The following is a 13,845-nucleotide window of genomic DNA, read 5'->3' as shown; positions in this document are numbered from 1 at the left end:
GGGAGGCGGTCAGGACCGGGTGATCTTCACGTTGTCGAGTCCGGCTTCGACGAGGCTGGCGGAGCCCGCGTCGGCGGCCTCCACGACGATGCGGACGGACTGGCCCGCGAAGGCGGACAGGTCGTACGTCGCCGTCTGCCACGCCCCGGCCTTGTTGGCCATGGCGCCGCTCTGGTTCAGCACGGTGCCGGCGCCGTTCGAGCCGACGACGCGGACGCGCAGGTAGTCCTCGGTGGAGCTGTTGTTGAGGTAGGCCAGGTACCAGTCGAAGCTGAGCGTCAGCGTGCCGCCGGGCAGGCTGATCGCCGGGGACCGGACGGTGGTGACGCCGCCGTCCACGTCGTACGTCCCGGCGTCGGTCCCGGCCGCCGCGCCGGTCACCAGGGCGCCGCTGCCGCCGGCGGCGGCCAGCTGCAGGCTGATGCCGGACCAGCTCGTCGGCTGCGGGGTGCCGCGCTCCCAGGCGCCCGCGGTGGCGGTGTCAGAGCCGTCAGGGTCGGTGGTCCAGCCCTGGTCCGTCTCGAAGCCGTCGGAGAAGACGGTCCCGCCGGGGCCGCCGTTCCCGACCGTGAGCGTGTAGACGGCGGTGCGGTCGACGGACGCGCCGTCGCCGAGCACCGTGATCCGGTACGTCCCGTCGGCGGTGCCCGCCGGGACGCGGACCGTCATCGTGGCCGACTGGCCCGCGGTGACGGTGCTCGGCGAGAACGACACGGTCGGGCCGGACGGGCTGCTCGTCGCCGACAGCGCCACCTGCTGCGCGCTGCCGCCGGTGACGGCGGTGTTCACGGTCGCGGTGACGGTACCGCCGGCCTGCGCGCCGCCGGACCCGGGGCTCGGCGACAGCGAGAAGTCGTTCTGCTGCTGCGTGCCGCAGGACGCCTCACCGCTCTGCGCCGGGACGTTGATCGCGCTCCACGCGGCCTTCACCGCGTTGCACTCGGCCGGCGAGCCGGGGAACAGCTCCAGCGCCGCGTTGACCGTCTCGACGCGGGCGCGCGCGTGGCTCCAGTTGGTGACCTTGCGGTTCAGGCCGCCCATGAAGATCTGGCCGGCCTTCTTGATGCCGATGCCGGTCACGGTCGAGCCGTTGCAGGTGGGGCTGGCCGGGTTGCCGTTGGACGGGTTCGAGCCCTCGGCCAGGAGGTAGAACCAGTGGTTCTGCGGGCCGGCCGCCGCGTGCACCTCGGTCCGCGGGATCGACGACGAGTAGCAGTTCGGGTCGCCGAGCGCCTGCGGGTTGTACATGTTGCGGATCGGGCCCGAGCCGACCAGGTCGACCTCCTCGCCGACCAGGTAGTCCGGCGGGTCGAAGGTGGACGGCTCGTTCATGTAGTGCTCGGTCAGCGCGCCGAAGATGTCGCCGGCCGACTCGTTCATGCCGCCCTTCTCGTTGCCGTTGCCGCCGCTGTCGCCGCCGGGGGTGTTGGTGAAGACCGCGTGGCCGTTCTCGTGCCCGACGACGTCCACGGACGTGGCCTGCCTGGTGCCTGCCTGGTTGCGGCCGAAGCTGGTGTAGCTGCCGTTCCAGTAGGCGTTGGCCTGGTTGAGGCCGACGCGGAGCGGGAACCCGCCGCCGCGGCCGTTGATGCCGCTGCGGCCGAGCCACTCGCCCAGCATGTCCCATTCCTTCTGGACGGCGTACAGGGCGTCGACGCAGGCGGTCTCCAGGTCGGTGCCGCTGCCGTTGCCCCAGGCGCTGTCGGGGCCGGTGTAGGTGGAGCCGTTCTGGCCGCCGCACCGGACGCCGGAGCGCTGCGGGTCCGTCATGGACGTCGCGGCGGTGCTGAGGTCGACGGTGCCGTGGTAGTAGCTGCGGTCGTCGGCCGCGTCCCGGACCTCGTCCCACGTCTTGACGACCTTGCCGGTCTTCGCGTCGACGAGGACGTGCAGCTTCGTCGGGGCGTTCTTCCGGGTGCCGCTGACGACGGTCTCGTAGACGAGCCGTCCGGAACCCTCGGCGACCACCATCAGGCGGGGCGCGGTCGCGCTGTCCACCTCGGACACCTGGGCGCGGGAGGTCTTCGCGGCCTTCGCCGCGCTGATCTCCGCGCTGGTCGACACGCTGAGCTTCTTCGTCTGGTCGACGGACGTGCTGAGGACGCCGCCGCTCGCGTTGGTGGTGACGACGAAGTCGCCGCCGTACACGGGCAGGCCGTCGTAGGTGCGCTCGTACTGGACGTGCTGGAGGCCGCGCAGCCCGGACGTGACGCCGCGCCGGACGATCCCGTCCTTCGCGGCGACCTTGAACTCGGCGGGCTTCGCCGCGACCAGGCGGTCGGCCGAGGCGGCGGCGACGGTGCGCGGATCCGGCTTGGCCGGGGCCGCGGGGGCGGTGCGGGCGGTCGCACCGGTGGCGGGGGAGGACATCGCCACGGCGAGGCCGGCGGACAGCACCGCCGCCCCGATCGCGGTCTGGTGTCTCACGGGGGTGCTCCTTCCACGTGCCGGGGCGGTGCGCGGGGACACGTGGAGCTCCTTGTGGGAGCGCTCCGCGGGGCCACCGGTCGCCCGGCGGGGGTATGGATGGGGGACTCATCCGGATGAGCTGCCCGAAGTGCAACCCGAATTGTGAAAAGTGTCAATGAATCCATTTGTTATTGGATTTTCAATTGAGTGAACGAAACCACTGAAAAACCCCTTGCATCCAGCGCGAACGGGCCGGGCCGATCTTGTCGGCCCGGCCCGTGCCGGTGGGAACCTTCGGCGCGCGGTGAGCGTTTCGGCCCCGCGCCGCCGGGCTAGGGGGCGATGCGCCGGCAGAGCCAGGCGAGCGCCAACGGGTAGCGGTAGTCGATGCCGCCGTGGCCCGCGTCGAACAGCTCGAAGTGGATCACGTCCTCCCGGACGCCGTTGTCGAGGAGCGCCCGGTGGAACGCCTGGGCGCCGATGTCGAGGAACCACTCGTCGCGCGTCCCGCCGTCGATCCAGATCGCCCGCTGCGAGCGCATCGCCTCCGCGTGCGCCGGCACCATGCGGACCGGGTCGAAGGACAGCCAGCGCTCCCACACGTCCTGCCGGATCACCCCGGTGACCGGGTCGAACGGCAGCTCCGGCGCGCCGTCCTCGCGCGCGGTGTAGCAGAGCGCCATGCCGAGGACGTTGAGCAGGTCCATGTCCTCCGGCTTGGTGAACGACGCGCGCGAGTTGAAGTCGTTCCACCAGCGCCAGATGTCGCCGTCGTACTTGCGCAGGTGCCGGACGCACTTCGGGAACTCGGGCAGGTAGGAGTACTCGAACAGCGCGTCGCCGGCGTGCGTCGCGAGGGCGCCGAACAGGTCGGGCCGCAGCATCGGCGTGATCATCGCGCCGTAGCCGCCGCTGGACTTGCCGCTGATCGCGCGGTGCTCGGGCGCGTCGAGCGTCCGGTAGCGGGCGTCGACCCAGGGGACGACCTCGTCGCAGATGTAGGAGTGGTAGCGGCCGGTTCCCGGCGAGTCGACGTACTGGCTGCCGCCGTGCGCGGTCCAGGCGTCGACGAACACCACGATCGCGGGCGGGGCCTCGCCGGACGCGAACACCGCGTCCGCCGTCTCCGGGAACGGCTGGCGGTACGGTGTCCGGTTGCGCCATATCCCGACGTGCCCGGTGAACCCGGTGATCACGTACACGCTCGGGTAGCGGCGGTCCGGCTCGTCGTCGTAGCCCGGCGGGACGTAGACGAGGAGCGGCCGCTCGTGCGGGTCCTTCAGCGGGTTGCCGCGCAGCAGCTCGCTGCTCACGGTGTGCTCTTCCAGGCGTCCGGCGAACTCGGCCGACCACGGCAGCATGGGCGCTCCCTCATCGCGGGTGGATGATCACATTGACGCTAACCCAGGCGGACGGCGGGTCGGGCACGATGCCTTCCGGCGCGCCGCCTGGTCTGCACTCCTGAGGGAAGGAGACCCATATGACTGACAACGCTGCGAAGCTCCGCGAGCTGCACCGGCCCGGTGACCCGCTGCTGCTGCCGAACGTCTGGGACGCCGGCAGCGCGCAGATCGTCCAGGAGGCGGGGTTCCCGGCGCTCGCCACCGCCAGCGCCGCCGTCTCCGCGATGCTCGGCTACCCCGACCACGAGGGTGCGCCGGTGGAGGAGATGTTCGCCGCCGCCGAGCGCGTCATCCGCGCCGCGACCGTCCCGGTCACCGTGGACGCCGAGGCCGGCTACGGGCTGCGGCCCGCCGAGCTGGTCGAACGGCTGCTCGCGATCGGCGCCGCCGGCTGCAACCTGGAGGACACCTACGCCGGCGAGCTGGCGAAGCCGGAGGAGCAGGCGGAGTTCCTCGCCGCCGTCCGGGCCGCCGCCGGCGACGCCCTGGTGATCAACGCGCGGATCGACACGTTCATCCGCGGGGTGCCGGACCCGGTGGAGGCCGCGATCGAGCGGGGTCGGCTGTACCTCCAGGCCGGGGCCGACTGCGTCTACCCGATCGTCGCGCCGATGGACGCCGTCCCCGCCCTGGTCGAGGGGCTGCCGGGGCCGGTCAACGCGAACAACCCGCCCGGCACGTCCCTCGCGGACCTGGCCGCCGCCGGGGTGGCCCGCGTGTCCTACGGCCCCATGGGCTACCTGCGGGCGCTCGACACGCTGAAGGAGTTCGCGACCCGGATCAAGGCCATGGAGGACCCGTACGCCTGACGCTGTGAGGGCGCCCACGTCCGGGCGCCCTTGCAAGCATTCACTTACACTGGCACAGTGAGACGGAATTCGCCTCTATGTCTCAGGAAGTGAGGGCGGTATGACAGCGATCGCGGCGGAGGCGCAGACCCCGAAGGTCGTCCTCGACTCCATCAGCGGCCTGGCCCTCGCCGCGGCCGCGGCGAACGTCGTCATGCAGCTCGCGCGCCTCCCCATCGGGCACGGCGTCGCGGAGAGCAAGGTGGAGAGCGGCCGCGTCGACAGGCATCCGGTCAAGCGCGGCCGCACCACCCTCACCTACATCGCCGTCGCGATGCTCGGCACCGACGAGGAGCGCGAGGCGCTGCGCCAGGAGGTCAACCGCGCCCACCGGCAGGTCCGCGCGAAGGAGCCCGTCGCCTACAACGCGTTCGACCCCGAGCTCCAGCTCTGGGTCGCCGCGTGCCTGTACTACGGCCTCGAAATGATCTACGAGATCCTGTACGGGAAGCCGACCCCCGAGCAGGCCGAGGAGCTGTACAGGTACGGCGCCCGGTTCGGCACGACCCTGCAGATGAAGCCCGAGCTGTGGCCCGCCGACCGCGCCGCCTTCGAGGAGTACTGGCAGGACGGCGTCCGCAAGATCGAGATGGACGACGTCACCCGCACCTACCTGCGCGACCTGGTCGAGCTGCGCTTCCTGCACGCGCCGGTGCGCCTCGCTCTCGGCCGCTACCACACCTTCCTGACCCTGGGCTTCCTGCCGCAGCCGTTCCGCGAAGAGCTCGGCTACACCTGGACGCCCCGCCGGCAGCGCCGCTTCGACCGCTTCACCCGCGCAATGCGCCTCGCCAACCGCGCGATGCCGCGCCCGGCCCGAGAGTTCCCCTTCAACGCCTACCTCTACGACTTCCGCCGCCGAATCAAAACCGGCCGCCCCGTCGTCTAGCCCGGCGTACGGCCCCGGCCCCCTCAGCGGCGGCGAAACCAACCACGCCGCCCGTAGATGTGCGCGCGGCCCTGGGGCGATGCGAACATCTGCCCGGCGTCATGGCCGACGCCGGGCACATGCACCAGCTTGTGGACTTCCCGTCCCGCCTTGTGGCGCAGGTAGCTGTAGTAGATCTCGCCGCGCTCGATGCGTGTGGCGCCCTGCGCCTCGGCGGCCGGATGGATCTCCAGCAGCGCCGCGCCGCGGTCCGCGTCCTCCGCGCCGAGCAGGTAGACGACGTCCCTGGCGATATAGCGCTCGAAGTAGTCGTCGGCCGGCCGCGCGGTGCCCACGTAGTCCGGAACGCCGCCGCCGAACCCGTAGCGCCAGCGGTCCACCGCGGGGTCGCTGTGGGCAAGGAAGGTGTCCCCCTTACGCCGCATCCTGTCGAAGTACAGATAGGTCGACGGGTTCGCGACGACGAACCGGACGTCCGCCGCGAGGTCGTCGGGACCCCGGCCCACGGCCGCGTAGCGGTTGACGAACTGGCCGCCCGCCGAATTCCCGACGATGGTCACCCGCCGCAGCCGGGGATGGATGCGCAGCCCGCGCAGTAATTCGTCCATGACCGTGAACGAGCTGACCGAGCCGAGCCCGCCTTTCCAGTCCTCCGTGCGCCAGTGCAGGTATTCGGCGCGCTCCGGGTCGCCGCGCACGTCGTCCTCGGTGAGGAACTGCGGCGCGACGACCAGCCGGTGCGGTGCCTTCTCGATCGACCGGAAGTAGTCGCCGGCGTTGCGCAGCGCGCCGTGCACGACGATGACCGCCTCGGTGAGCCTGCGCTGCCGTTCGTGCAGCGGAGCGGACGCGAACATCGCCAGTTTCCGGCCCGCCACGACAAGATCCTTGTCGCCGATTTCGCCGATCGCCTCATGCTGAATGTCCGCCTGATTGGCAAAGGTCATCGTCCCCCCTCGAAGACCGCCCGGCACGTCCCGGCCCGTCCATACCCGCAGTGGGCGACGTGACCGAGGAGCTTGGGGAATTCGGGCCGATGAGCCGATCTTGTTGCCTGATCTTGGGAAGTGACTGACCGGATTGTGGGTCTCATGTTCCAGGTCCGCAGTTGGTAAGGGGCCAGAGCCTCTCATCTCCGGGTGTCCGCCGTCAGCAGGACTCTCGTTCTCGCGATTCAGGACAGTACACATAACCAATACCAACCCGTCCGTATACCGGTTTGCGGCATTGGCTCGGTCGGGCGCCGCGCTGAGGACACGCCACGGGGCATCACGGAGTGCCGGCGTGCAGCGGATGGGTCATTGTCGACCGGTAGGTGAGGTACCTATGTCCTGTCCGGGAGCGTCGATGCGCGCGATTCCGGTGAAAATGAATATCGACCGGCTGGAGAGGATTTCCGATGGCGGATGCGCTGCACCGGGAGATCGCCGACGAGCTCCGGGAGAAGATCAGATCCGGAGAGTTCGCGCCGGGAGCCCGGATTCCCACGGAACCGGAACTGGAACGGCTTTTCGGTGCGTCGAGGAACACCATCAGAGTCGCGATCACCAATCTGGTGCACGAGGGCCTGATCCAGATCCAGCCGGGGCGGGGGATGTTCGTACCGAAGGGGCCGATCCCGTTCTTCGTGGTCCTCTCCCGAGAGGAGGGCGGGGACGGGACCGATTCGCCCCTGGACTCCTACAGCTCCGGCGTCCGGGCGGCCGGCCGCAAGCCGAGCATCCGCGACTTCGAGATGCGGATCGAGTACCCGGACCGGGAGGTCGCCGGATGGCTGGAGATCGGCGAGGACGTCCAGGTCGTCGTGCGCGGCTCGAAGCGGTTCATCGACGACACGCCGTACTCGCTGCAGAAGTCGTACTACTCGATGGACCTCGTCCGGGGAACCGAGATCGAGAGCAAGGAGAAGATCGCGCGGGGGACGATCCGGGCGCTCGCCGAGATGGGCTACGAGCAGTCCGGGTACCGGGACGAACTCGTGGCCCGGATGCCCACCCCGGAGGAAAAGAGGTTCTTCAAGATCGGGCCCGGTATCCCCGTCGTCGTGGTCCACCGTGTCGCCTACACCAGTGCTTCCCTGCCGATTCGCCTGACGGTCACCACGTACGCGGCGGATCGCAACAGGCCGTCCTACGACATCGGAGACGTCCCCGAGCGGCCCATGGCCACCGGGCAGATCTCCATCGTCGGATAGCCGCTCACGCGTCCACCTGGGGCGGAGCCGACCGCCCCGTCATGAGGCAGGTGGCTCAGATTCCCATACCGGAGACCTCGTCCCCACGGACGCTGCACAGGGGGATGTTCGCCGTTGACATCGCCTCCTTCGGCCTGCGTCGAGATCCGGACATCCAGCGGTATCTGCGGTCGTCCATCCACCGGATCGTGCGGGAGTCGTGCCAGGCGGCCGGCCTGCGCTGGGACGCCTGCCATCATGAGGACCGCGGGGACGGCCTGTTCGTCATCGCGGAGCCCGACGCCGGCATCGACGTCCTGCTGGAGCCGCTCGTGGTGCGGCTGCTCGCGGGCGTCCGGCGGCACAACAAGCTGGCCGGCGGGGAGGCGCGGATCCAGTTGAGGGTGGCTGTCCACGCCGGATACCTGCATCTCGACGAGCACGGCGTCACGGGGGTGGCCCTCAACCATCTCTTCCGGCTGCTGGACGCGGGAGCGCTGAAATACCGGCTCGCCGAGGCCGGGACCGACTTCGCGCTCATCGTGTCGCATCATCTGTTCGAGGAGGTCGTCTCCTATAGCGTCGGGGTGATCGAGCCGTCCGCGTTCACCTGTGTGCCGGTCATGGTGAAGGAGACCCATGGCCGGGGGTGGGTCTGGCTTCCGCCCGACCCGCAGCGCGGGGGGTCTGTTGAGGCGTCGGTGGCTACCGCGCAGGTCACTGTGCTGCTTGCTGCGCTGATCAGTCGGCTGGACGAGGTCGTGCAGCGTCGTCCTTGAGGGCGGGGTCGGGGGCGGAGGGGCGGATCTGCAGTTCGAAGTCGCCCTGGTGCTGCCGGACGCCGGCGACCACGGCGTCCTCCAGCACCTCGGCGCCTTTGAGTTGGCGGCGCATCATGGGGTCGTCGTGGACGTCCTTGTAGAGGGCGAAGCACAGCAGGATCAGGACGATCGTGAACGGCAGCGCGCCGATGAACGTGATGTTCTGGATGCCGTTGAGGGCCTCGTCGCCGCCGATCACCAGCATGATCGCGGCGACGGCGCCGGTCAGCGCGCCCCAGAAGATCACCACCCAGCGGGCGGGGGCGGTGGAGCCGCGCTGGGAGAGCGTGCCCATGACGACCGAGGCGGCGTCCGCGCCGGACACGAAGAAGATCCCGACCAGGAGCATCACGACCACCGCGGTGACGGACGACCACGGCAGGTGGCCCAGCATGTTGAAGGTGATCTGCTCCTCCGAGCCGTTCCCGTACGGGTTCAGGCCCTCGCGCTGCTGGCTGATCGCGGTCCCGCCGAAGACGGCGAACCAGACCAGGCTGACCGTGCTCGGCACGATGATCACGCCGGCGACGAACTGGCGGATGGTGCGGCCCCGGCTGATCCGGGCCAGGAACATGCCGACGAACGGCGCCCAGGAGATCCACCACGCCCAGTAGAAGATCGTCCAGCTCGCGAGGAACTTCTCCATCGCCGCGCCGCCGGTCGCGCCGGAGCGGGACGCCATCTCGCCGAAGTCCTCCAGGTAGACGCCGATCGAGGTGGGCAGCAGTTCGAGGATGAACACCGTCGGCCCGACGACGAACACGAAGACGGCGAGGACGGCCGCGATCACCATGTTGGTGTTGGACAGCCACTGGATGCCGCGCGCGATGCCGGAGACCGCCGACACGATGAAGCAGATCGTCAGCACGACGATGGTCAGGACGAGCACGGTGGTGCCGAGGCTCTCGATCCAGCCCGCCTCCCGCATGCCGGTCTGGATCTGCAGGGCGCCGATGCCGAGGGAGGCGGCCGACCCGAACAGCGTCGCGAACAGCGCGAGGATGTCGATCAGCTTGCTCAGCGGGCCGGTCGCGCGGCGGTGCCCGAGCAGCGGCGCGAACGCCGAGCTGATCAGCTGGCTGCGGCCCCGCCGGTAGTGCCCGTACCCGATGGCGAGGCCGAGGACGGCGTAGATCGACCACGGGTGCAGGGTCCAGTGGAACATCGTGGTGGCCATGGCCGTCTCGATCGCCTGCTCGCTCTGCGGCGCGTCGGTGTCCGGCGGCGGCATCACGTAGTGGGTGAGGGGCTCGGCGGCGCCGAAGAACATGAGCCCGATGCCCATGCCGGCGCTGAACATCATCGCGATCCACGAGACGGTGCGGAACTCGGGCTCGTCGCCCTCCCGGCCGAGGGGGATCCGCCCGTACCGGCTGACCGCCAGCCACAAGGAGAAGATCACGAAACCGGTCGCGGCGAGGACGAAGAGCCAGCCGACGTTGCGCAGCAGCCAGTTCAGCGTCGTCTCCGACACCGAGCTCAGGGTGCCGGTGGACGCCCCGCCCCAGATCACGAACGCCAGGGACAGCACGGCGGTGACGCCGTAGACGACCCAGTCGGTGCGCGCACGCGCGGGTTTTCCGAGGGGCACCGGGTCGGTGCCGGGATAGGCGTCCTCGCCTCCGGTGTTGCTCCTCATGATCTGGTGTCTTGCCCGAATAACCGCTCGTCAGTGACACGGGAGGGTAATCCGTCGACCTCGCCCCCGGCGCACGTGACCGTCCGCGGGGGTTCAGAGCGCCTTGCGCGCCTCGCCCACCGCCTCGACGAGGTCGTCGACGTCGGCCGGCGTCGTGCGGTGGCTGATCACGCAGGCGCGCAGGGCGGCGCGTCCGCTCAGGTCGACGGGGCTGATCCACGCCCGCCCGCCGCGGACCACGTGCTCCGCGAGCGCGTCATGGTGCTCCCGGGTCGCGGTGCCGGGGTCGGCGAAGCAGACGACCGGGAGCGGGGTGTCGTTGACGATGTCCCAGCCGGCCTCGGCGAGCCCGCGGCGCAACGCGTCCGCGAGGTCCGCGTCGCGTTCGAGCTGCCCGGCGTAGCCTTCGCGGCCGGCGACGGCGAGGCTGAGGAACAGCTTCAGGCCCATGAAGCGGCGCGACCACTGCTGGCTGGACGTGTAGGGGTCGACGGTGTCGGGGATCCCGGCCGGCATGTAGGACGTGGTGACCCGGAACGTCTCCGCGAGCCCCTCCGCGTCCGTGCAGAGGAAGGCGCCCGCACCCATCGGGACGCTCAGCCATTTGTGCGCGTCCACGGTGATCGAGTCGGCGCGCTCGATGCCGGACAGCGCGGGCCGCAGCCGGTCCGACAGCGCCGCCGCGCCCCCGTAGGCGGCGTCGGCGTGGAGCCGCATGCCCTGCTCGCGGCACAGGTCGGCGAGCTCGTGCAGCGGGTCGATGACCCCGGCGGCCGTGGTCCCGGCGGTCGCGACGACGAGGAACGGCCGGTCGCCGTTCGCGCGGTCGGCGGCCACCTGAGCGGCCAGGGCCCCGGTGTCCATGCGCAGGTCGGGGCCGGCGGGGACGAGGCGGACGGCGTCCCGCCCGATGCCGGTGGCGTGCGCGATCTTGAGCCAGGCGAGGTGGCTCTCCGCCGACGCGTACATGACCGGACGGCCTTCCACCGCCCGCAGCCCCTTCTCGCCGTACTCCGGCCACGTCTTGGTCAGCGCCAGCAGCACGGCCGTCAAGTTCGCCTCGGCGCCGCCGCTGGTGAACGACCCGGCGACGGCGTCCTCCGGGTAGCCGAGCCGCCCGCCCAGGAAGCGCAGCAGGTGGGCCTCGATCTCCACCGCCGCCGGGGCGTGCGACCAGGCGGCCAGCTGGGGGTTGAACGCGGCGGCGAGCGTCTCCCCGAGGACGCCCATCAGCGTCGGCGTCGGGTTGAACAGGCCGAAGTAGCGCGGATGGGTCGTGTGGACGGTGGTCGCCCGCAGCAGCCCGGCCACGTCCTCCAGCACGTCCTCGGGGTCCGCCGGACGGTCGAAGCCGTACGCGCCGACCGCCCTGCGCAGGTCCCGGACGTCCACCGGCGCGCTCACCTCCCGCTGGGCGATCTGCCGGCGCTCGTCCTCGAGCAGTTCGATGACGCGCCGCCACAGCCGCTCGGCCGCCGCCGGATGCGGATCGAAGGAGGCGCGTCCAAGAGGGAATCGGTCCATGCCACCGACCCTCCCGCGGGCGTCGCACCCGGCCAAGTGGCAGTAACGACCATCATCGCTAAATTAGTGACATGCACACGCTCGCGGTCGCCGTCGCCTCCGGGGTGCCGATCTTCGAACTGGCCATCCCCTGCGAGGTGTTCGGCTACGAACGGCCCGGCCTCGCCGACTGGTGGTACGACTTCCGCCTCTGCGCCGCGCCCGGCACCCGCACCGCCGCCGGCTTCGCCCCGGACACCGTCCACGGCCTCGACGTGCTCGCCGAGGCCGACACGGTCGTGGTGCCGGCCTGCGCGAGCGTCATCGACGACCAGCCGGCCGACCTGGTGGAGGCCGTCCGCGCGGCCCACGCCGGCGGCGCCCGCATCGTCTCGCTCTGCACCGGCGCCTTCGTCCTCGCCGCGGCGGGCATCCTGGACGGACGCCCGGCGACCACCCACTGGATGCACGCCGACCAGCTCAGCGCCCGCTACCCCGAGGTCAAGGTGGACGCGTCCGTCCTCTACATAGACGACGGCGACGTCCTGACCAGCGCGGGCACCGCCGCCGGGCTCGACCTGTGCCTGCACGTCGTCCGCAAGGACCACGGCGCCACGGTCGCCAGCGCGCTCGCCAAGCGCCTGGTGATGCCCGCCCACCGCCCCGGAGGCCAGGCGCAGTACATCGACGCGCAAGCCGTCGAGGACGCCGACGAACTCGGCCCCCTCCTCGACTGGGCCCGCCGCCACCTGCACGAACCACTGACCGTGGGCGTCCTGGCCCGCCGCGCCAACGTCACCACCCGCACCCTGATCCGCCGCTTCCACGCCGCCACCGGCACGACCCCGATGACATGGCTGCGCGGCATCCGCATCGACCGGGCCCGCGAACTGCTGGAGACCACGACGCTCCCGGTCGACCAGATCGCCGCACGCTCCGGCCTGGGCAGCGCCGCCAACCTCCGCCACCACTTCACCCGCACCGTGGGCGTCCCCCCGACCACGTACCGCCGCACCTTTTCCGCCACACCCGCGAACACCCGCTAGCACCCACGGGCGGTGCCCGCCGCGCGGCCCGCCGGGGGACGAGGACCGCGCGGCGGAACGGCCAGGCGCGACCAGCAAGAGTCAGCCCGGCCGCCACCGGCCCGCGCACTTCTCAGCAGGACGCCACGCGCAGGTGCCAGTCGATCACCGCCGCGAGTCGGGTGAGTCGCTAGGTGGGGTGGGGTCAGCGGCTCAGGGCGGTTCGCTGGTCCACGCGGGAGAGCTTTTCGGGGTTGCGGACGAAGTAGAGGCCGGTGATCAGGCCGTTCTCGACGCGGGCCGCCATGACGGTGTCGGTCTCGCCGCCGAACCGGATGATGAGGCCCGGCCAGCCGTTCACCTGGACCGGCTCGAACGACAGTTCGGTCTCCGTCCTGATCCACCGGAGGCCCGCGGACAGCACGCGGGCCACCTTGTCGGCGCCGACGACCGGACGCGGCAGGGCCTGCCTGCGCCCCCCGGCGTCGGACAGGAGGACGACGTCCGGTGCGAGGACGTCCACCAGGCTCTGCACGTCGCCGGTCTCGACCGCGTGCTGGAACGCCTGGAGCGCGGCGCGGGTCTCGTCCGAGGAGACGGCGTCGCGGGGGCGGCGCGCGGCGACGTGCGAGCGGGCACGGTGGGCGATCTGCCGGACGGCCGCCGGGGTCTTGCCGACGGCCTCGGCGATCTCGCCGTAGGGGAAGTCGAACACGTCGCGCAGCACGAACACGGCCCGCTCGGTCGGCGTGAGCGTCTCCAGCACCAGCAGCATCGCCATCGAGACGTTGTCGGCGAGCTCGACGTCCTCGGCCACGTCGGGCGTGGTCAGCAGCGGTTCGGGCAGCCAGGGGCCGACATAGGTCTCCTTGCGGCGGCCGAGGGTGCGCAGCCGGGTCAGCGCCTGGCGCGTCGTGATCCGGACCAGGTAGGCGCGCTGGTCCCGGACCTCGGCGAGGTCGACGCCCACCCACCGCAGCCACGTCTCCTGCAGGACGTCCTCGGCGTCGGCGGCCGAGCCCAGCATCTCGTAGGCGACGGTGAACAGCAGGTTGCGGTGGGCGACGAACGCCTCGGTGGCGGGATCGGCCGTACCCGCCGCCTGGTCGCTGTGCTCGCTCATGGTCGGCTCCCC

11 protein-coding genes are annotated in these 13,845 nt (G+C 71.0%); 5 read left to right on the top strand and 6 right to left on the bottom strand.

All coding sequences use genetic code 11. The features are described from left to right. Positions 1-9: 9 nt before the first annotated feature. Positions 10-2,427 (bottom strand): M4 family metallopeptidase, encoded by a 2,418-nt coding sequence (locus ABTW95_RS06820; RefSeq protein ID WP_500225322.1) that lies wholly within the window; start codon positions 2,425-2,427, stop codon positions 10-12. Positions 2,428-2,741: 314 nt separating this feature from the next. Next, complete coding sequence (locus ABTW95_RS06815) at positions 2,742-3,770, bottom strand: alpha/beta hydrolase (protein WP_500225319.1); 1,029 nt, start codon at positions 3,768-3,770, stop codon at positions 2,742-2,744. 119 nt (positions 3,771-3,889) lie between these two features. Here ABTW95_RS06815 and ABTW95_RS06810 point away from each other — a divergent pair, with 119 nt between their 5' ends. Beyond that, entirely contained in the window at positions 3,890-4,621 is a 732-nt protein-coding gene (locus tag ABTW95_RS06810) for an isocitrate lyase/PEP mutase family protein (protein WP_500225317.1), read from the top strand. A gap of 100 nt (positions 4,622-4,721) precedes the next feature. Continuing rightward, a complete protein-coding gene (locus ABTW95_RS06805) occupies positions 4,722-5,549 on the top strand; it encodes an oxygenase MpaB family protein (RefSeq protein WP_500225315.1) in 828 nt (275 codons plus the stop codon). Positions 5,550-5,572: 23 nt separating this feature from the next. Here the strand turns inward: ABTW95_RS06805 and ABTW95_RS06800 are convergent, their stop codons facing one another. After that, entirely contained in the window at positions 5,573-6,523 is a 951-nt protein-coding gene (locus tag ABTW95_RS06800; RefSeq protein WP_500225311.1) for a hypothetical protein, read from the bottom strand. A gap of 425 nt (positions 6,524-6,948) precedes the next feature. Between ABTW95_RS06800 and ABTW95_RS06795 the strand changes: the two genes are divergently transcribed. Beyond that, complete coding sequence (locus ABTW95_RS06795; protein ID WP_396446822.1) at positions 6,949-7,743, top strand: GntR family transcriptional regulator; 795 nt, start codon at positions 6,949-6,951, stop codon at positions 7,741-7,743. A 104-nt stretch (positions 7,744-7,847) separates the two neighbouring features. Further along, positions 7,848-8,501, top strand: coding sequence for a hypothetical protein (locus tag ABTW95_RS06790; protein ID WP_396446821.1), 654 nt, complete (start codon positions 7,848-7,850; stop codon positions 8,499-8,501). Here the strand turns inward: ABTW95_RS06790 and ABTW95_RS06785 are convergent. Both ABTW95_RS06785 and ABTW95_RS06780 read right to left on the bottom strand, forming a co-directional pair. Next, on the bottom strand, positions 8,464-10,182 hold the full coding sequence (locus ABTW95_RS06785; RefSeq protein WP_500225309.1) for a BCCT family transporter: 1,719 nt from the start codon (positions 10,180-10,182) through the stop codon (positions 8,464-8,466). The genes ABTW95_RS06790 and ABTW95_RS06785 overlap by 38 nt on opposite strands. A gap of 93 nt (positions 10,183-10,275) precedes the next feature. Continuing rightward, positions 10,276-11,706 carry a pyridoxal phosphate-dependent decarboxylase family protein gene (locus tag ABTW95_RS06780; RefSeq protein ID WP_500225306.1) on the bottom strand — a complete coding sequence of 477 codons (1,431 nt, stop codon included), beginning with the start codon at positions 11,704-11,706 and terminating at the stop codon, positions 10,276-10,278. 71 nt (positions 11,707-11,777) lie between these two features. On the opposite strand from ABTW95_RS06780, the gene ABTW95_RS06775 reads away from it, so the two are divergent. Continuing rightward, positions 11,778-12,731 carry a helix-turn-helix domain-containing protein gene (locus ABTW95_RS06775; protein ID WP_500225302.1) on the top strand — a complete coding sequence of 318 codons (954 nt, stop codon included), beginning with the start codon at positions 11,778-11,780 and terminating at the stop codon, positions 12,729-12,731. 184 nt (positions 12,732-12,915) lie between these two features. Here ABTW95_RS06775 and ABTW95_RS06770 read toward each other — a convergent pair whose 3' ends face one another. Then, on the bottom strand, positions 12,916-13,833 hold the full coding sequence (locus ABTW95_RS06770) for an RNA polymerase sigma-70 factor (protein ID WP_396446816.1): 918 nt from the start codon (positions 13,831-13,833) through the stop codon (positions 12,916-12,918). Between the last annotated feature and the right edge of the window lie 12 nt (positions 13,834-13,845).

Source organism: Spirillospora sp. NPDC127506 (assembly GCF_040302145.1).
Taxonomy (GTDB): domain Bacteria; phylum Actinomycetota; class Actinomycetes; order Streptosporangiales; family Streptosporangiaceae; genus Spirillospora.
The sequence above is the reverse complement of the archived record's forward strand: the minus strand, read 5'-3'. Positions and strand labels throughout refer to the sequence as shown.

What these genes read in the sequence shown, in the direction of transcription:
- ABTW95_RS06815 (WP_500225319.1), bottom strand. Translation starts at nt 3,770, where the DNA reads ATGCTGCCGTGGTCGGCCGAGTTCGCCGGACGCCTGGAAGAGCACACC.
- ABTW95_RS06810 (WP_500225317.1), top strand. Translation starts at nt 3,890, where the DNA reads ATGACTGACAACGCTGCGAAGCTCCGCGAGCTGCACCGGCCCGGTGAC.
- ABTW95_RS06805 (WP_500225315.1), top strand. Translation starts at nt 4,722, where the DNA reads ATGACAGCGATCGCGGCGGAGGCGCAGACCCCGAAGGTCGTCCTCGAC.
- ABTW95_RS06795 (WP_396446822.1), top strand. Translation starts at nt 6,949, where the DNA reads ATGGCGGATGCGCTGCACCGGGAGATCGCCGACGAGCTCCGGGAGAAG.
- ABTW95_RS06790 (WP_396446821.1), top strand. Translation starts at nt 7,848, where the DNA reads ATGTTCGCCGTTGACATCGCCTCCTTCGGCCTGCGTCGAGATCCGGAC.
- ABTW95_RS06785 (WP_500225309.1), bottom strand. Translation starts at nt 10,182, where the DNA reads ATGAGGAGCAACACCGGAGGCGAGGACGCCTATCCCGGCACCGACCCG.
- ABTW95_RS06780 (WP_500225306.1), bottom strand. Translation starts at nt 11,706, where the DNA reads ATGGACCGATTCCCTCTTGGACGCGCCTCCTTCGATCCGCATCCGGCG.
- ABTW95_RS06775 (WP_500225302.1), top strand. Translation starts at nt 11,778, where the DNA reads ATGCACACGCTCGCGGTCGCCGTCGCCTCCGGGGTGCCGATCTTCGAA.
- ABTW95_RS06770 (WP_396446816.1), bottom strand. Translation starts at nt 13,833, where the DNA reads ATGAGCGAGCACAGCGACCAGGCGGCGGGTACGGCCGATCCCGCCACC.